This is a genomic window from Ruegeria sp. CDSA034, from assembly GCF_059612275.1.
The window spans coordinates 216632-232157 of the sequence record NZ_JBXWQH010000001.1 but is presented as its reverse complement, the minus strand read 5'-3'; the positions used below and the strand labels follow the sequence as shown (position 1 = coordinate 232157).

The following is a 15526-nucleotide window of genomic DNA, read 5'->3' as shown; positions in this document are numbered from 1 at the left end:
GAACAAAAGGTCAACAAAGGATTAAAACCCGACCGGAGGTGAGACCATGCTGACCCAGATCAAGACCGCCATAAGCCGTTCGCATTCCACGCTATTGCAGGATGCGGCAGGTGCGGTGTCATTGGTGGTGATGCTGGTGGTTGCCCTTCACCTTCCCGGAGCGTTCTGACCCTTTCTGCCTGCGATCTCGTGCCGAAAACTCCGCGCCGTCGTCCCCATTTCTGTCAAGGGTGACCTGCCTGTCCCAATTCCCTTGAAAGGGCCATGCCTCGGCCCTGCGCGGAAATCCGGATCCCACGCGAGACACGCATTGCCTGCCGCCGCCCTTTCCGCCCGGAAGGAGCGGCGGTTTTTTTTACAACTGACCGGTTTTGAAGATTTCGAGCATGGCCGACAGCACGGAATTCACTGCAACCGATGCCAGGATCATCCCCATGATGCGGCTGATAATGGCGGCACCGGAATGGCCAATCAGTCGAATGATCGGCTCGGCCAGCAGCATCAAAACAAAAGCGATAGCCACGACAGACAACATAACCAATGCCGTGATGCCTTGATCCGCCACGCTGAACCGGTTGTTGTCGGTCAGTATAACCACGGCCAGCATTGCACCCGGCGACGCCAGTGAGGGTACCGCCAGCGGAAAGATCGCGGGGTTGGGCTTGTGGAATTTGTCTTCCTGATCGTCTTCTGCTGCGCGTTGTTCAACCTCTTGTTTGCTTTCGCCAAAGATCATCGTCAGGGCGAACAGGAACAGGATGATCCCTCCGGCCACTTGGAACGAGTTCAACCCGATATCCAGCGCCTCGATCAGCAGTTGTCCAAAGACAAGGAAGAACAGCAAAACCCCGGCACTTATGAACGCCGCCAACAGGGCTGTTTTACGACGCGCCGCCGCCCCAAGCCCGGCTGTAACGGCGATAAATACGGGAATTGTTCCAATCGGATCAATAACGACCCACAGGGTAACAAAATGTTCCAGCAAACTATTCAAACCAAATTCTCCCCAAAACTTTGGCGGAGGTTAGATGGGTTTGAATTGAATTACCATCTTCAGGCGCAGTTGGCCTGTTCGGCTTTTTCCATAGCTTCAGCAGTAGCATCCAACGCCAGCAGAATCGAAGCGTGCCGGTTCTTGTAATCACGCGCAGGCATAAGAACTTCCAGCCCGTTAAACGGTGCGTCCGGAGCAGGGCCGTCTTTCTTCAGCATAGCCGACAGTTGATCCCGCGCGGTTTCGATTTGCGCGCGCGTGGTTCCTATTACAGCGGATCCAACGACCGAGGCCGAGGCCTGACCCAGGGCGCAGGCCTTAACGTCCTGACCAAAGTCGGACACGTGACCGTCCTCAACCTTGACGTCCACGGTCACGGTCGATCCGCACAATGGCGACCGTTTCTTGACGGTCGCATCAGGGTTTTCCAGTCGTTCCAGATGCGGAATATCCGCAGCCAGGGCCAGAATGCGCCCGGAATACAGCTTTATCAGGTCGTTCTCGCCAGACATGGCTTTCCCTCGTTGCGTGTTCCCCATACATAGTGGCCATCCACCGGGATGCAAAAGGTTTTTACAATGTCCGAGGCCGTCACTTTCGATCTGTCTAGCCTGAAGTTTAACGACGCCGGTCTGATCCCGGCGATCGCACAGGATGAAGCCTCTGGCGAGGTGTTGATGATGGCGTGGATGAACGCAGAAGCGGTTGAAAAAACTCTTGAAACGCGCCGCGTGACGTATTGGTCGCGTTCACGTCAGTCGTTCTGGATCAAGGGCGAAACCTCGGGGCATGTTCAGGAACTGATCGATTTCCGCGTCGATTGTGATCGCGACTGCCTGCTGGTCCTGGTGCGACAGACCGGCGCTGCCTGCCACACTAACCGACGCACCTGTTTCTACACCGCAGTGCGGGATGGTGAAGAGGTCGAACTGATGGGTCCGATGGACTAGGGTCGGTCACAGCCCGACCATGGCCCGAATTTGATCCGCGGTAACTCCATCACCACGATACTTGGAGATGGCGCGCGCATCGTCGCGCTTGGCCAGACGTTTGCCCAAGTCATCTCGGATCAGTTTGTGATGATGATAGATAGGTGTTGGCAAGCCAAGTAGGGCTTGCAGCAAGACGTGGATGCGCGTCGCCTCGAACAGGTCCTGACCGCGTACGACGTGGGTAACGCCTTGTTCTGCATCATCCAGAACGACGGATAGATGGTAGGACGTTCCCATATCGCGCCGGGACAATACCACGTCTCCGATTGTGTCCCGCAACTCATCAGCAGTGAAAGCGACGGGCCCCGTTTCCCCTTCCGGACCCGCGCCTGTTTCTTCGAAAACCGCGGTTTTTCCAAACGGTTGAGCGGCAGTCCTAAACAGATCTGGAACTACACGTGCAGCCATTTCAATGTCCAATCGAAGGGGCAAATCTTGTGGAATCGACCCCGATCGCTCTGAAACATGCCTACACGTGCCCGGATAAATGATCCCATCCGGCCCATGCAGAGGAACTCCTTCCTGCGGTGCCCCGGCGGCGGCGGCAATGTCCCGACGGTTGCAGGTGCACGGGTACAACAGACCTTGTGACCACAACGTTTTCAGCGCCTTTTCATAAGTCGACACACGAGACGATTGCCGCATCACGGGTTCTGGCCAGGTCAACCCAAGCCAAGTCAAATCGTCATAAATCTGCTCTTCCCAATTTGCCCGGCAGCGGGAGCGGTCGATGTCTTCGATCCGCAATAAAAAATGACCGCCTTCAGCGGCGGCCATATCACTGGCAAGAAGTGCAGAATAGGCATGGCCAAGATGAAGCGGCCCCGTAGGAGATGGGGCAAATCTGGTAATGAATGTCACGTCTTCTCAACAACATATACGTCAGATTTAAGGTCCATCCCGGGAAGATGCGGCCCGTACTCCCGAAACAACAACCGCGCAGCGCCCATGTCCAGCCAATCGTTCAAACGGGTAGTGAAGGACGGGTCGTCAAGTGTGTGATCGTTGAAGGAAAAGGCCAGCAAGCCACCTTTGGGTAGTGCCTTCATCAAAAGGTCGAATGTTTCTGGCGGTGCGGCGCCGGTTCCGATCACGCCAATCGCTGTGATTGCCTTATAGGCATCTTGCTCCAGCGGTTCCGGATCGGTGATCTCAAACGTCGTGAGGTTTCTGTAAACCTCCTTGGCGGCTGCCCCTTCAAGCATCTTTGGCGTGGGATCCACACCATCGATTACCTGAAATCCCGTATCGTGCAGGGCTTTGCCGGACAGACCCGTGCCACAACCGTAATCCAGAACAGGCGTCTGCGGTTCGGGCATCTGCGACCAAAGCGCCTCGGCCACGCGGCCAGGCGTGGCGTAGCCATGTGAACCAACTTCGGTGTCGTATGACGAGGCCCATTTCTGATAATGCGTACGAGTCGCCTCGGGCGTATCAAGCCCGTAGGCGTCTTTGAGGTATTTGTCGCTCATACCCGTATGTTAGGCCGGTAGGGTGCAATGCGTCCAGTCAGCAATGCGCCAGCCAGTCTGTCCATTCCGTCTTGGCCCGGTCGGTGTAGGCCTTGTACCGGTCCTTACGGCCCCGGCGCCCCCCTTTGAGGCCATCAACCGGGCGAAACAGACCAAAGTTGACGTTCATGGGTTGAAAGGTCTTGGCTTCGGCCCCGCCGGTGATGTGATGTATCAACGCGCCCATTGCACTGTCCTGCGGGATCTCGGGCAGGGAACGCCCCAGGATCTCGGCAGCAGCCAGCCGCCCAGCCAACAAGCCCATTGCAGCGCTTTCCACATAACCCTCGACGCCGGTGATCTGGCCGGCAAACCGAATATTCGGCTTTGATTTCAGCCGCATCTGCGCGTCCAGCAATGTCGGAGAGTTGATGAACGTGTTGCGATGAATCCCGCCTAGGCGCGCGAAACTGGCATTCTCAAGACCGGGGATCATGCGGAATACGTCAGTTTGTGCACCATATTTCATTTTGGTCTGAAAGCCGACGATGTTGAACAACGTACCCAGTGCGTTGTCTCGGCGCAGTTGCACAACGGCATGAGGTTTGACGTCAGGCTGATGCGGATTGGTCAGGCCGACCGGTTTCATCGGACCGTGGCGCAGCGTCTCGCGGCCCCGTTCCGCCATAACCTCGATGGGCAGGCAGCCGTCAAAATACCCGGCAGTTTCACCTTCGTGAAATTCGGTTTTGTCAGCGGATAGCAGGGCGTCAATGAAGGCCTCGTACTGATCGCGGTCCATGGGACAGTTCAGATAGGCCGTCCGCTCTTCTTCGGTTTCGCCCTTGTCATAACGTGACTGCATCCACGCCTGGCTCATATCGATGCTGTCGGCATAGACAATGGGCGCGATCGCGTCGAAAAACGCCAGAGCCTCAGAACCTGTCTGAGCCCTGATCGACTCGCCCAGCGACGAGGATGTCAGCGGACCCGTCGCAATGATCCAGTGGCCGTCGTCGGGTAGGGCAGTGACTTCTTCGCCCGTCACCTCGACCCGTGGATGGGCCTGCAGTTTGGCGGTCACTGCTTCGGCAAACGGATCACGATCCACGGCCAATGCGCCACCGGCGGGCAGGCGATGCGTATCGGCGGTGCCCATGATGATGCCGTTGGCTTCGCGCATTTCCCAATGCAGCAGACCGACGGCATTCTGTTCGTCGTCATCCGAGCGGAAGGAGTTCGAACACACCATCTCGGCCAGATTGCCGGTCTGGTGCGCAAAAGTGCCCACTTTGGGCCGCATTTCGTGGATTACAACGTCCACACCCATTTCCGCTGCTTGCCAGGCCGCCTCGGACCCTGCCATGCCGCCGCCAACTATATGCAATTTCTGTGTCATGAGGTGCCACATAGGGCACAGCATCGCGCAACGCAACACACGCCAGATTTCGCGTTGATTAGCCAGTAATTTAAGGAGGGTACTTGGGGTCGCCGCAGCGGGAATGTCAGCGCCGGTGAGAGAAACCAGCTTGGAGGGACCTTCCGCCTACAGCGACCCAAAAGCGTATTTGGGCCTAAGCCATGTCTCAGCTTTGCCACAGTGTGGCCCTTTTGAAAAGGACTAAATTGCGAACAGTCGCGAAAATTTCCTTAAATAATCTCACTATTGCTCCCAATTTGGCGGTCTTTTTTCGATAAATGCAGATATTCCTTCTTCGGTATCCCGATGCATCATATTCTGCGCCATTACCTCTCCGGTATAGGCGTAGGCCTGTTCGATCGGCATATCCAATTGCTTGTAATAGGCCTGTTTGCCCACTTTGACCGCTGATCCAAGCTTGTCCGCCAGTTGTTCGGCCAGCGCCATCGTTTCATGTTCCAACAACATTTCGGGTACTGCGCGATTGACCAGGCCCAGCTCTGTCGCGCGTTCTGCGGAGATGAACGCGCCTGTCGTCAACATCTCAAATGCCTGTTTCCGGGGGATATTCCGGCTGAGGGCCACCATTGGGGTCGAGCAAAACAACCCGATATTGACCCCGTTTACACCAAAGCGCGTGCCTTCGGCTGCAATCGCAAGATCACAAGTGGCCACCAGTTGGCAGCCGGCGGCTGTGGCGATGCCGTGGACTTGCGCGATCACGGGTTGCGGCAGGGATTGAATCGACAGCATCATTTTGGCGCACTGCGCGAACAAGTCCTGGAAGTAGGCTTTTCCCCCATCCTCGCTCTGACGTCCGGCAGTCATCTGTTTCAGATCGTGACCTGCGCAAAACGCGTTGCCTTCGCCGGACAGGATCACGGCGCGAATGCTCGAGTCGTTACTTAAGGCGTCGAATTCAGCCTGAAGTGCTGCCAGCATCTCTTCGCTCAGGGCATTCAGGCGCTCTGGCGCGTTCATTTTTAAACGGGCAACGCCATTCATGTCGTTACGTTCCAGAATTCCCATCTTGCTCTCCGATCTGATGTCAGGCCAACTCTAGGGCGGCAATTCGAGGAGGGGAAGTATGTCGTTGGTTTTGAACCGCGAACAACTGTCAGATTATCTGGTCGAGGTTTTTCCACAGGTCGAGAAGGACTTTGTTATCGACAGCCTGGATGAAAACTCAATCACCATGCGGCTGAAGGTCGGGGACAGGCATCTGCGGCCAGGGGGGACAGTTTCAGGCCCGTCGATGTTCGGTCTGGCCGATGTCAGCGTCTATGCAATGATCCTTGCATTGAAAGGACGTCAGTCGCTGGCGGTGACGACGGGGTGTTCGATGGATTTCATGCGCAAACCCGATGGGGCCAACGATATGATCGCGCGCTGCAGCTTGCTGAAACTGGGCAAGACGCTTGCGGTAGGCGATGTTCTGATGTTCTCGGAAGGCTCTGTCAAACCCGTTGCGCGGGCTACGATGACCTATTCATTGCCACCTGCAGGGTCTGCAGCAGCGTCGTTTGGATAAAAAAAGGGCCGGGTATGAAACCCGGCCTAGGAAGAGGTCCCTATAGGGACTGGGGATAATTAATACTGCCAGAAATAGCGTTTGATCTCGCGGTCGGCCGCGGGGCGGGTCAGGCCGACATCTTTAAGCATGCGATCATCCAGCTTGGACAGGTTAATTCTGCTACGGCGCTGTCGTTCCCACTGTGTGACAGTCGCCGCAAACCGCACGGCCAGCGCGGCGATCATCGGCAGCCGAGGGCTATCGTTCAGCAGCATGAGGGCGGGGTTGTGCATATGGCGTGTCATCTTGGGTATCCTTTCAAATTGTATTGACACAAAGTACTAATGTTCGGTACATGTGTGTGATACATTCGGGATTGTGTCAAAAGCAAAGGAAGAATTGTAATGGATACAATTTGGCCAGAGGCGTTACCAAAATCCAAAGGTCCCAAGTACACACTGGTCGCCGACACAATACGAAAAGCGATTGAGAACAAAGCGCTGGAGATAGGGTCTAAACTGCCTCCAGTCCGGGAGCTTGCGTATCGGTTACAAATAACGCCCGGCACGGTTGCCCGGGCATATACGATTCTGACGGAAGAAGGCTTGCTACAAGCCGAGGTTGGACGTGGTACATTTGTCGCCCCTCCAAAATCACCTTTGCTGGACGATGTGTGGGCAAGACAACTTCACCTGCGCGACGACAAGTACAACGCCGATGTCAGCCTGTTCAGCCCCAGATTACCGGACGTGGGGCAGGTGGCATTGATCAGGGAATGTCTTAAGAAAGTGTCCCAAGCCGATCCGCGTTTGCTGATGAATTACCCGACGCGCGATGCGTACCAACCCATGCGGCAGGCGGTCGTTGAATGGCTCTCAGATCTGCCGCTTGGCGCAGTGACCCATGATGATGTGGTTCTGACGCATGGTGGGCAAAATGGTCTTTGCCTTGTGTTTCAGACGATCCTGCGCGGCCCCAAGCCGGTCGTTCTGGTTGAAGATCTGTCATATGCCGGTTTCCGTCGGGCAGGTGAGTTGATGCGAGCCGAGGTTGTCGGCGTGAAAATGGACAAGTGGGGCATTGACCCTCAGGCTATGGATCACATTTTGCGTCAGACCCAGGCGCAAGCGGTTTGCGTCTCGCCCGAGGTGCAAAACCCAACCGGTACACATACGCCGCTGGAACGTCGAAAAGAGGTTGTGGAAGTCGCCCGCCGCCATGATTTGCAGATCATTGAAGACGATTGCTATCGAATGGGGGACGCACGCGAGCCCAGCTATCGCGCCTTGGCACCTGAACGGGGTTGGCATGTTTCGTCGATCTCAAAGATCCTGACGCCAGCTCTGCGGGTCGGGTTCGCCATCGCCCCGCGCGAACGCAGCGTCGATCTTCGGCGCTCAGCCGAATACGGCTATTTCGGTTTGGCACAACCGCTTGCAGAGCTGACCCGGCTGTTGCTGTCTGATCCACGGACACGGCAAATCGCCAGGGACGTCCGCGCCCGGATGGGCGATTATGTCCGGGTGACGGTCAATGCGCTTGGCGGCTTTGATCTTAACTGGGCGCCGGACGTGCCGTTTGTCTGGCTGAACCTACCGTCGGGTTGGCGTGCCGCCGCATTCAGCCGTGCTGCTGAACGCGAAGGCATTCAGTTACGGTCTGCCGACGAGTTCGCGCTGCGGGACGGGCGTGCCCCCAACGCCGTACGCATTGCGATGAATGGGCACGTGTCGTTGGAGCGGTTCGAGGCCGCAATGCAGCGCCTGCGGGCGCTTCTAGATAATCCGCCGGAACAGATCAGCGTCTAGGCCCCTAGCTCAATGGGGCGGGGTCGCCAAAGAACCCAGCCAGATGTGAAATCTTGCCTTGTTCATCCAATCGAACGAAATCGTGGCCGGTCACCATTACGGTGCCGTCGGGGTCAACCATATGCCAAGTAAAGTGGACGACATCGTGATGATTGTTGGGGTTACTGGTCAGCTCAACCCGCCCGCCAGAGCTTTGGAGGACTTCCCCGATATGATCGCACAGGTTTGACCGTCCGTTTACTTCTGCCGTCGGGTCCACATAGACGCCATCCGTGGCGAAACACTTGGTTAATAGGTCAAGGCGTTGACCTTGGTCCGCCTGTTGCCAGGCCGCCCCGTAATCGGCGATGGTTTGCTGCCAATCCATTCTCTGGCCACTCCCTTTTTTGATCGCTGGTCTACGACAGTATATCTGGGCGGGGATATTTGCGGAAATTGATGGCGATTTCATGGGGTAAAATAATACCGATTTCATAATATGCTGTAATTGCTAGATTATTTTTGATTTCATGTTCTTGACGCGCCACAAGGGTACATCTAAATACGCAACATCGAATTCGGGCCGCTCCGCATGTGAGCGGTCTTTCACATCAAACAGGACTATCCTGCCATGAAAACCTTTTCTGCAACACCTGCAGACATCGACAAGAAATGGATCCTGATCGACGCCGAGGGCGTTGTTCTGGGCCGTCTTGCTTCGATCGTCGCCATGCGTCTGCGTGGCAAGCACAAAGCGTCGTTCACTCCGAACATGGATATGGGCGACAATGTCATCGTGATCAACGCTGACAAAATCCAGATGACCGGCAAGAAGCGCGAAGAAAACTTCTACTGGCACACTGGCCACCCGGGCGGCATCAAGTCGCGCACCAAGCAGCAGATCCTTGAAGGCAAACACCCCGAGCGTGTTGTGACCCAAGCTGTCAAACGCATGCTGCCTGGCAACCGCCTGTCGCGTCAGGTTATGACCAACCTGCGTGTTTATGCCGGTGCTGAGCACCCGCATGAAGCCCAGTCGCCCGAAGTTCTGGATGTTGCATCCATGAACAAGAAAAACACCCGGAGCTAATGACCATGGCTGATCAGATCAATACTCTCGAAGAGCTGAGCGCCGTTGCAGGCGTTGAGGTTGTGGCCGAAGAAGTCATCGTGCGCGAACCCGTACGTGACGAACTGGGTCGCTCTTATGCCACCGGCAAGCGTAAAGACGCTGTTGCCCGCGTTTGGATCAAGCCGGGTTCCGGCAAGGTCACCGTAAACGGCAAGGATCAGGACGTGTATTTCGCACGCCCCGTTCTGCAGCTGATCCTGCGCCAGCCGTTCCAGGTTGCTGGCGTTGAAGGTGAGTTCGACGTTGTTGCAACCGTCAAAGGCGGTGGCCTGACCGGTCAGGCCGGCGCGGTCAAGCACGGCATCTCGAAAGCACTGCAGCTGTACGATCCGTCCCTGCGCGGCGCACTGAAAGCCGCTGGCTTCCTGACCCGCGACAGCCGTGTTGTTGAACGTAAGAAATACGGTAAGCGCAAAGCGCGTCGTTCGTTCCAGTTCTCGAAGCGTTAATTCGCCACCGAGTACACAAAATCAAAAGGGCTCGCATGTGCGAGCCCTTTTTCGTTTGAGATGCGTGTTGGGCGTTATTCTTCGTACACCATCTTCCAGGCGCCGCTTTCCACAACATTCACATAGACCGAGTCGGCCCCCTGGTGATCATCAGGCCCAAAAGTCATGTGGTTGCCCACCAGTTCATCCTGATAATCCAGCGTTTCCATCGCGGCAATAAAGCTTTCATGCGTCAGATCGGGGCCAGCAGCCTCAAGCGCTTTGACCATCGTTTCGGCCGCAGAATATCCCAGCATGGCAAATCCCACAGGGTCTTCACCGGTTGCCGTTTTATATTCTTCGATAAAGGCGGCAGGCGCGGGGTCTTCTGCACGAGACCATAGATCCTGCCAGGATGCAGCGGCATAAAAACCGTCGGTCACTCCGCCCGGCACCTGCGCAACAACAGTCAGGAAACTGGCCGATGTACCGAGAAACTTCATATCCGTCAGGCCCATCTTTTTGGCCGTGCCGACAACGGTAATTGCCTGACGCACACCCAAAGCGATTGTGACGATATCGCATCCCTCTTCCTTGAGCTTGCTCAGCGAGCCCACGAAATCCGTTTCATCGGGTTTGTGCGTGGTCTCGGCGACGAAAGCGATCCCGGCTTCTTCGGCACCGGCCTTGGTACCTTCGACGATTTCGGCACCAAAATCGGTTGGCAAGTACATCGAACATACAGACTGCCCGCCGAACTCGCCCGCCAGATACTTCACGCCAACACGGCTTTGGTCAAAGTAGGTCGAAAAGGCCGTGAACTTGTTGTCCATCGGTTCCTGCAGCATTTGCCGTGCGGCGGACAGTGGGGCGACATTAGGAATACCTTTTGGATCCAACAACTTGAACCCCGCGACATTCATCGGCGTTCCCAGCGACTGTAGCATCGCGAACACCTTGTCGCGGTTCAGCAGCTTGTTATAGCCCTGCATCGCACGCGGCATCTGATATCCGTTGTCCTCGACCACATAGCGGATCGTGCGCCCATGCACGCCGCCATTGGCGTTCACGCGATCGAACACCACATTCGCACCTTTGGTGGCCGGAACACCGACGGCCGCGAAGATACCGCTCAGGTCATTGACCGAACCGATGACGATCTCATCATCCGTGACACCCTGTGTCTGTGCATTGGCAAGGGTCGCCGAAGCCGTCAAGGCGGTGGCCGCCGCCAGCCGCATGATCACATTCTTCATCTTTCTCCTCCCTTTGGGTTATCTCTTTTTCTAATCGTACATGTCTTCAATAAGATGACTGTGTTTCTTTTCGACAAAACTGCGTTTCAACTTCATCGTTGCGGTCAATTCATCATCATCTGCTGTCAGAAGCACATCAATCAGGCGAAAGTCCTTGATCTGTTCGACCCGCGCGAAATCCCTGTTCACGGCATCGATTTCCGCCTGAATCTGATCTTTGACTTCAGAGGCGGCACATAAGGACGCGAAATTCGAAAACGGGATCTTCCGGTCTTGTGCGAATTTTTCAACGTTTTCCTGATCAATCATGATTAGCGCGGTCAAATACTTACGCTTGTCGCCGATGATCACCGCATCCGCGATATAGTGGCTGAATTTCACTCGGCTTTCGATCTCGGCCGGGGTGATATTCTTGCCACCGGCAGTGATGATGATGTCTTTCATGCGCCCCGAAATGGTGACGTAGCCGTCATCATCGATATGCCCCAGATCGCCGGTTCGCAGCCAGCCATCGGCGGTGAAAGTCTCGGCCGTTTTGGTGTTGTTACGCCAATATCCCTGAAAAATATTAAGGCCCTTTAGCTGAATCTCACCGTCGTCGGAGATACGGATATCATTTCCGGGCACAGCGCGTCCGATGGTTCCGACCTTATTGCTTTCAATGGTGTTTAGCGTCGCCAGACCCGAGGTCTCGGTCATCCCGAACCCCTCGACCAACGGCACGCCAATTGCCCAGTACCATTTCAGCAAGTCCGTTGAAATCGGAGCCGCGCCTGAACCTCCGCGCCGCATCTTGTCCATACCCAGCATGCGGCGCAGGTTGCGCAGAACCAGCCGGTCCCACACCCAGAATTGCGCGGCGACACCGGCTGGGACGGGTTTGCCGGCTAGAATGTACTCGGCCCGAGCAAGCCCTGCCTTCAGGGCCATGCCAAAGGCTGCGCGGCCCGTGGGCGTCGCATCCTGCGTCATGATCTGAACGTAGGAATAAATCTTCTCCCAAACACGCGGAACAGCGGTGAAGGTCGAGGGTGAGATCTCTTGCAAGTTCGCAAACACGGTCTCCGGGCTTTCGGCAAAATTTACGATGCATTTGGCGGCAAGTGGGAAGTAGATGGATACGTCACGCTCTAGAATATGGCACAGCGGTAGAAAGCACAGCTGTTCGTCCGTCTCTAAGGCAGGCAACGCATGTGCCCCACATTCTATTGCCGCAAGGATGTTCTCATGGCTCAGCATCGCGCCTTTCGGCATTCCCGTGGTGCCCGAGGTGTAGATCAACAGCGCGGTATCCTGCGGCGACGCCAGCGCGATTTCAGCCTCGAAACGATCGGGATCTTCAGCCTCGGCTTGTTGGCCCAGCGTATACAGCGCGTCGATCATCATGCAGCGCGCATGATCCAGATCGTGCAGCCCCTCATCGTCAAGAATGATGACATTCAGCAGCCCGGGAACCTCGTCTTCGACCTGCAGAAATTTGTCCAGTTGCTCTTCGTTTTCGACGATCAGAAATCGGCTGTCACTATCATTGATGAGATATTTCAACTGGCTGGCAGAATCGGTGGTGTAGACACCAGACGCGATGCCACCAACGGCCTGAATGCCCATATCGAACCAAGCCCATTCCTTGCGGTCCTCTGACAGGATCGATACAATCTCGCCGCGCTGCATCCCCAGTTTGCGCAGGGCAAGGCCAATCCACTTTGCGTGCTGCCAGTAATCTGCCCACGAATACGACCTCCAGATGCCGAGGTCCTTTTCACGGTGCGCTGTGCGATCGCCAAGCTCGGCGCAGCGTTTCCTGAACAGCTCGCAGATTGTCGTGCACTCATCGACACAGACCGGGCGCTGGCCGGGGTTTGCGTTCAGGCGAACGCCGTTGACTGTGATCTGAGGGGGCAGGGTACTGATATTCATCTGTCTCACCTCCACGTCTTTTTCCGCTTCCAACGGCGGTTTTCCCGCGCGCCTTCTTCCTGAACGCCCAGATAGAAATTCTGGATGTCCTCTGACCGCATCAGAACATCTGCTGCTCCGTCCATGACGATGCGTCCGACCTCCATCACATAGCCATGGTGGGCCAGTTCCAGGGCGGCGTTGGCGTTCTGTTCGACCAGCATCATGGTCATGCTCTGTTCGTCATTCAGTCGCTTGAGGATGCCAAAAATTTCCTGAACCAGCAGCGGTGACAGACCAAGCGAGGGTTCATCCAACAGCATGATCTTTGGGTTGGCCATCAAGCCACGGCCGATTGCCAACATCTGTTGCTGCCCGCCAGATAATGTTCCCGCCTCTTGGTTGCGACGTTCCTTGAGGATCGGAAAGTATGAGAACACCAGATCCCGATCGTGATCGATCTGACCCTTGTCCTTCAGGGTATAGGCCCCTAGGCTGAGGTTCTCGTCGACCGTCAGCAATGGAAACACTTCACGCCCTTCGGGCACATGAACGATGCCTTGCTGCACGACCTTGTGTGGCTCGGACCCCTGAATTTCGTCGCCGTCAAACGTGATCTTGCCCTTTTCCGGATCCATCACGCCAGAAACGGTTTTCATCAGCGTGGTCTTGCCCGCGCCATTGGCGCCATGGATCGAGACAATTTGGCCCTGATGAACATCCAGAGAAACACCCCGGATCGCCATGATCGGACCATAAAAACTTTCGATGTTGCGGATTGTCAGGATCGGCTCGCTCATGAGGCTTTCCCCAAATAGGCCTCGACCACCGCCGGGTGCGACTGAACCTCAGCAGGTGTTCCCAGCGCCAGTTTCGCGCCGTCCGCCATTGCAAGAACGCGGTCTGAAACGCCAGACACCAGCCCCATATCATGCTCGACCATCAGTACCGTGATCCCCATCTGCCGCCGGATATCGTCAATCCACCAGCGCATGTCGGTTGTTTCTTCGACTGACAGACCCGAGGCCGGTTCGTCCAACAATAGCAGCTTGGGATCGGTGGCCAGTGCGCGGGCCACCTCGACTACCTTACGCACGCCATAGGGCAGGCCAGAAATCATTTTGTCGCGGAACGCCTGCAGGTCGAGGAAGTCGATAATCTCTTCGACCTTTTCGCGGTTCTCCAGTTCCTGTCTTCGTGCGGAGGGCAGAAACAACACCTCGGACAGCATGTTGGTTTTGCGGTGGCGGTGCCGTCCGACAAGCAGGTTCTGCAAGACCGTGGCATGCTCGAAGAGTTCGATGTTCTGAAATGTCCGCGCCACACCATATGCAGCCACGCCGGACGGTTTGGCCTTAAGCAAGTCGTGCCCGTCGTAACGGATTTTGCCTGCGTAGGGGTCGTAGAAACGCGAGATCAGGTTGAAGACCGTGGACTTCCCTGCACCATTAGGGCCAACGATGGCGAAAACCTCGCCTTCCTCGACTTCGAAAGATAGATCATTGACGGCAGTCAACCCACCGAACTTCAGGGTGACGTTTTCGAACTCAAGAAGGCTCATCTCAGGCGCTCCGTCTTGAGGTAGGATTTCTGCCGCTTGAACATGTCCTTGCGATAGAAGGGAAACAACTCGAACCACGTGCGGATTTTCAGCCAGCGCCCATACATGCCCATCGGTTCAAACAGGATGAAGGCGATCAGGATCATACCGAAGATACCGAACTCCAACCCCGGGATGGCGACGGTATTGCCACCAAACACTGCGCCCACGTACTCCTTTGATATCGACAGGAACTGGGGCAGGAACCCGATCACGATTGCTCCAAGGAACGCGCCGTGGATGGACCCCAGACCACCGATCACGATCATCATCAGTAGCTGGATTGAGATCAGGACGCTGAACGTCTCATTGTTGAATGCACCCGAGAACATGCCCATCAACGCGCCCGCCCATCCGCTGACCGCGCAGGACAGCGCGAACGAGATCATCTTGGTCCGGGCAATGTCCACGCCCATGGCCTGTGCCGACACTTCAGAATCCCGAACAGCGATAAAGCTACGCCCCAAAGGCGCGCGCAACAGGTTGATGTAGCCAAGCGTCACCAGCACCGCCACACCAAGAACCAGCCAGAAGAATTGAACCGGAGTGCCCCAGCGGTCGACCAGAAACCCGAAAATCTCAACGCCGCCTAGGTATTTACCCGCGACCCCGCCTGTGATCGGCTCGGCCAGAACAATGACGTCATCCATCAGGATGGACAGGGCCATTGTGAAGATCGCGAGATATATCCCGTGCAGTCGCAGGGCAGGGATGGCAACCGTCACTCCGGCCAATCCGGTCAGAATACCAGCCAAGGGAAAGGCAATAAGGAACGGCACGCCAGCTTCAAGAAGAATGACGTTGGCGTAGCAACCAAAGGCCAAAAACGCGGCATGACCTAGGCTGACTTGCCCTGTGTGACCCGTCAGGATCATCAACCCCAGGCCCGCGATGGCCCAGATCAGCACGTTTGTCAGCTCACCCAGGTAGAAGTCGTCCAGCCACCACGGAGCGGTGGCGACAACTGTCAGCAAGATCAGGTACAGGCAAAGCTGATACGCGTCCTTCCAAGGTCGGATATCCTGCATGTAGTTGGTTTTGAACACAATCCGCATGA

19 protein-coding genes are annotated in these 15526 nt (G+C 56.1%); 6 read left to right on the top strand and 13 right to left on the bottom strand.

Features of this window, described 5'->3' with window-relative positions; genetic code table 11:
• Positions 1 to 46 precede the first annotated feature (46 nt).
• The gene (locus AC2FLJ_RS01095; protein ID WP_255414864.1) at positions 47 to 169 is read left to right on the top strand and encodes a hypothetical protein; all 123 of its coding nucleotides are present in this window, start codon (positions 47 to 49) and stop codon (positions 167 to 169) included.
• Positions 170 to 355: 186 nt separating this feature from the next.
• Here the strand turns inward: AC2FLJ_RS01095 and AC2FLJ_RS01090 are convergent, their stop codons facing one another.
• Together AC2FLJ_RS01090 and AC2FLJ_RS01085 are read right to left on the bottom strand one after the other, a co-directional pair.
• Positions 356 to 994 carry a MarC family protein gene (locus AC2FLJ_RS01090; protein WP_058277905.1) on the bottom strand — a complete coding sequence of 213 codons (639 nt, stop codon included), beginning with the start codon at positions 992 to 994 and terminating at the stop codon, positions 356 to 358.
• 59 nt (positions 995 to 1053) lie between these two features.
• Positions 1054 to 1506, bottom strand: a complete 453-nt coding sequence (locus AC2FLJ_RS01085; RefSeq protein WP_282118465.1) for an iron-sulfur cluster assembly scaffold protein — start codon at positions 1504 to 1506, stop codon at positions 1054 to 1056.
• Positions 1507 to 1554: 48 nt separating this feature from the next.
• On the opposite strand from AC2FLJ_RS01085, the gene hisI reads away from it, so the two are divergent.
• Positions 1555 to 1944 (top strand): phosphoribosyl-AMP cyclohydrolase, encoded by a 390-nt coding sequence (gene hisI / locus AC2FLJ_RS01080; RefSeq protein WP_496704257.1) that lies wholly within the window; start codon positions 1555 to 1557, stop codon positions 1942 to 1944.
• Positions 1945 to 1950: 6 nt separating this feature from the next.
• Here hisI and gluQRS read toward each other — a convergent pair whose 3' ends face one another.
• The 4 genes from gluQRS to AC2FLJ_RS01060 form a co-directional block, all read right to left on the bottom strand.
• Complete coding sequence (gene gluQRS / locus AC2FLJ_RS01075) at positions 1951 to 2847, bottom strand: tRNA glutamyl-Q(34) synthetase GluQRS (RefSeq protein WP_496704256.1); 897 nt, start codon at positions 2845 to 2847, stop codon at positions 1951 to 1953.
• Positions 2844 to 3458 carry a class I SAM-dependent DNA methyltransferase gene (locus tag AC2FLJ_RS01070; protein ID WP_058271585.1) on the bottom strand — a complete coding sequence of 205 codons (615 nt, stop codon included), beginning with the start codon at positions 3456 to 3458 and terminating at the stop codon, positions 2844 to 2846. Before AC2FLJ_RS01070 ends, gluQRS begins: the two co-directional genes overlap by 4 nt.
• Before the next feature lie 37 nt (positions 3459 to 3495).
• Positions 3496 to 4836 (bottom strand): methylenetetrahydrofolate--tRNA-(uracil(54)-C(5))-methyltransferase (FADH(2)-oxidizing) TrmFO, encoded by a 1341-nt coding sequence (trmFO, locus tag AC2FLJ_RS01065; RefSeq protein WP_496704255.1) that lies wholly within the window; start codon positions 4834 to 4836, stop codon positions 3496 to 3498.
• A gap of 264 nt (positions 4837 to 5100) precedes the next feature.
• A complete protein-coding gene (locus AC2FLJ_RS01060; protein WP_496695436.1) occupies positions 5101 to 5886 on the bottom strand; it encodes an enoyl-CoA hydratase in 786 nt (261 codons plus the stop codon).
• 58 nt (positions 5887 to 5944) lie between these two features.
• Here AC2FLJ_RS01060 and AC2FLJ_RS01055 point away from each other — a divergent pair, with 58 nt between their 5' ends.
• Positions 5945 to 6388 (top strand): PaaI family thioesterase, encoded by a 444-nt coding sequence (locus AC2FLJ_RS01055; protein ID WP_496695438.1) that lies wholly within the window; start codon positions 5945 to 5947, stop codon positions 6386 to 6388.
• A gap of 59 nt (positions 6389 to 6447) precedes the next feature.
• Here AC2FLJ_RS01055 and AC2FLJ_RS01050 read toward each other — a convergent pair whose 3' ends face one another.
• Positions 6448 to 6675 (bottom strand): DUF1127 domain-containing protein, encoded by a 228-nt coding sequence (locus tag AC2FLJ_RS01050; RefSeq protein ID WP_058271589.1) that lies wholly within the window; start codon positions 6673 to 6675, stop codon positions 6448 to 6450.
• Positions 6676 to 6774: 99 nt separating this feature from the next.
• On the opposite strand from AC2FLJ_RS01050, the gene AC2FLJ_RS01045 reads away from it, so the two are divergent.
• Positions 6775 to 8178, top strand: a complete 1404-nt coding sequence (locus AC2FLJ_RS01045; protein ID WP_496704254.1) for an aminotransferase-like domain-containing protein — start codon at positions 6775 to 6777, stop codon at positions 8176 to 8178.
• Between the two features lie 4 nt (positions 8179 to 8182).
• Here AC2FLJ_RS01045 and AC2FLJ_RS01040 read toward each other — a convergent pair whose 3' ends face one another.
• A complete protein-coding gene (locus tag AC2FLJ_RS01040; RefSeq protein WP_058277912.1) occupies positions 8183 to 8545 on the bottom strand; it encodes a nuclear transport factor 2 family protein in 363 nt (120 codons plus the stop codon).
• Positions 8546 to 8788: 243 nt separating this feature from the next.
• Here AC2FLJ_RS01040 and rplM point away from each other — a divergent pair, with 243 nt between their 5' ends.
• Together rplM and rpsI are read left to right on the top strand one after the other, a co-directional pair.
• Positions 8789 to 9247: a 50S ribosomal protein L13 gene (rplM, locus tag AC2FLJ_RS01035; RefSeq protein ID WP_058271592.1), complete on the top strand. Its 459-nt coding sequence runs from the start codon at positions 8789 to 8791 to the stop codon at positions 9245 to 9247.
• Between the two features lie 5 nt (positions 9248 to 9252).
• The gene (gene rpsI / locus AC2FLJ_RS01030; RefSeq protein WP_109311665.1) at positions 9253 to 9738 is read left to right on the top strand and encodes a 30S ribosomal protein S9; all 486 of its coding nucleotides are present in this window, start codon (positions 9253 to 9255) and stop codon (positions 9736 to 9738) included.
• 74 nt (positions 9739 to 9812) lie between these two features.
• Here rpsI and AC2FLJ_RS01025 read toward each other — a convergent pair whose 3' ends face one another.
• The 5 genes from AC2FLJ_RS01025 to AC2FLJ_RS01005 are packed head-to-tail and all read right to left on the bottom strand — an operon-like array spanning position 9813 to position 15524.
• Positions 9813 to 10973, bottom strand: a complete 1161-nt coding sequence (locus tag AC2FLJ_RS01025) for an ABC transporter substrate-binding protein (RefSeq protein WP_496704253.1) — start codon at positions 10971 to 10973, stop codon at positions 9813 to 9815.
• 30 nt (positions 10974 to 11003) lie between these two features.
• Positions 11004 to 12890, bottom strand: coding sequence for an AMP-dependent synthetase/ligase (locus AC2FLJ_RS01020; protein WP_496704252.1), 1887 nt, complete (start codon positions 12888 to 12890; stop codon positions 11004 to 11006).
• A 5-nt stretch (positions 12891 to 12895) separates the two neighbouring features.
• Positions 12896 to 13669, bottom strand: a complete 774-nt coding sequence (locus AC2FLJ_RS01015) for an ABC transporter ATP-binding protein (RefSeq protein WP_496704251.1) — start codon at positions 13667 to 13669, stop codon at positions 12896 to 12898.
• Complete coding sequence (locus AC2FLJ_RS01010; protein ID WP_282151185.1) at positions 13666 to 14430, bottom strand: ABC transporter ATP-binding protein; 765 nt, start codon at positions 14428 to 14430, stop codon at positions 13666 to 13668. The genes AC2FLJ_RS01015 and AC2FLJ_RS01010 overlap by 4 nt, the downstream gene beginning before the upstream one ends.
• A complete protein-coding gene (locus AC2FLJ_RS01005) occupies positions 14427 to 15524 on the bottom strand; it encodes a branched-chain amino acid ABC transporter permease (protein WP_496704250.1) in 1098 nt (365 codons plus the stop codon). Before AC2FLJ_RS01005 ends, AC2FLJ_RS01010 begins: the two co-directional genes overlap by 4 nt.
• Between the last annotated feature and the right edge of the window lie 2 nt (positions 15525 to 15526).

Excerpts from the sequence above, each read along its gene's own strand:
- AC2FLJ_RS01095 (WP_255414864.1), top strand. The coding sequence starts at position 47 with ATGCTGACCCAGATCAAGACCGCCATAAGCCGTTCGCATTCCACGCTA.
- AC2FLJ_RS01085 (WP_282118465.1), bottom strand. The coding sequence starts at position 1,506 with ATGTCTGGCGAGAACGACCTGATAAAGCTGTATTCCGGGCGCATTCTG.
- hisI (WP_496704257.1), top strand. The coding sequence starts at position 1,555 with ATGCAAAAGGTTTTTACAATGTCCGAGGCCGTCACTTTCGATCTGTCT.
- AC2FLJ_RS01070 (WP_058271585.1), bottom strand. The coding sequence starts at position 3,458 with ATGAGCGACAAATACCTCAAAGACGCCTACGGGCTTGATACGCCCGAG.
- trmFO (WP_496704255.1), bottom strand. The coding sequence starts at position 4,836 with ATGACACAGAAATTGCATATAGTTGGCGGCGGCATGGCAGGGTCCGAG.
- AC2FLJ_RS01060 (WP_496695436.1), bottom strand. The coding sequence starts at position 5,886 with ATGGGAATTCTGGAACGTAACGACATGAATGGCGTTGCCCGTTTAAAA.
- AC2FLJ_RS01055 (WP_496695438.1), top strand. The coding sequence starts at position 5,945 with ATGTCGTTGGTTTTGAACCGCGAACAACTGTCAGATTATCTGGTCGAG.
- AC2FLJ_RS01050 (WP_058271589.1), bottom strand. The coding sequence starts at position 6,675 with ATGACACGCCATATGCACAACCCCGCCCTCATGCTGCTGAACGATAGC.
- AC2FLJ_RS01045 (WP_496704254.1), top strand. The coding sequence starts at position 6,775 with ATGGATACAATTTGGCCAGAGGCGTTACCAAAATCCAAAGGTCCCAAG.
- AC2FLJ_RS01040 (WP_058277912.1), bottom strand. The coding sequence starts at position 8,545 with ATGGATTGGCAGCAAACCATCGCCGATTACGGGGCGGCCTGGCAACAG.
- rplM (WP_058271592.1), top strand. The coding sequence starts at position 8,789 with ATGAAAACCTTTTCTGCAACACCTGCAGACATCGACAAGAAATGGATC.
- rpsI (WP_109311665.1), top strand. The coding sequence starts at position 9,253 with ATGGCTGATCAGATCAATACTCTCGAAGAGCTGAGCGCCGTTGCAGGC.
- AC2FLJ_RS01025 (WP_496704253.1), bottom strand. The coding sequence starts at position 10,973 with ATGAAGAATGTGATCATGCGGCTGGCGGCGGCCACCGCCTTGACGGCT.
- AC2FLJ_RS01020 (WP_496704252.1), bottom strand. The coding sequence starts at position 12,890 with ATGAATATCAGTACCCTGCCCCCTCAGATCACAGTCAACGGCGTTCGC.
- AC2FLJ_RS01015 (WP_496704251.1), bottom strand. The coding sequence starts at position 13,669 with ATGAGCGAGCCGATCCTGACAATCCGCAACATCGAAAGTTTTTATGGT.
- AC2FLJ_RS01010 (WP_282151185.1), bottom strand. The coding sequence starts at position 14,430 with ATGAGCCTTCTTGAGTTCGAAAACGTCACCCTGAAGTTCGGTGGGTTG.
- AC2FLJ_RS01005 (WP_496704250.1), bottom strand. The coding sequence starts at position 15,524 with ATGCGGATTGTGTTCAAAACCAACTACATGCAGGATATCCGACCTTGG.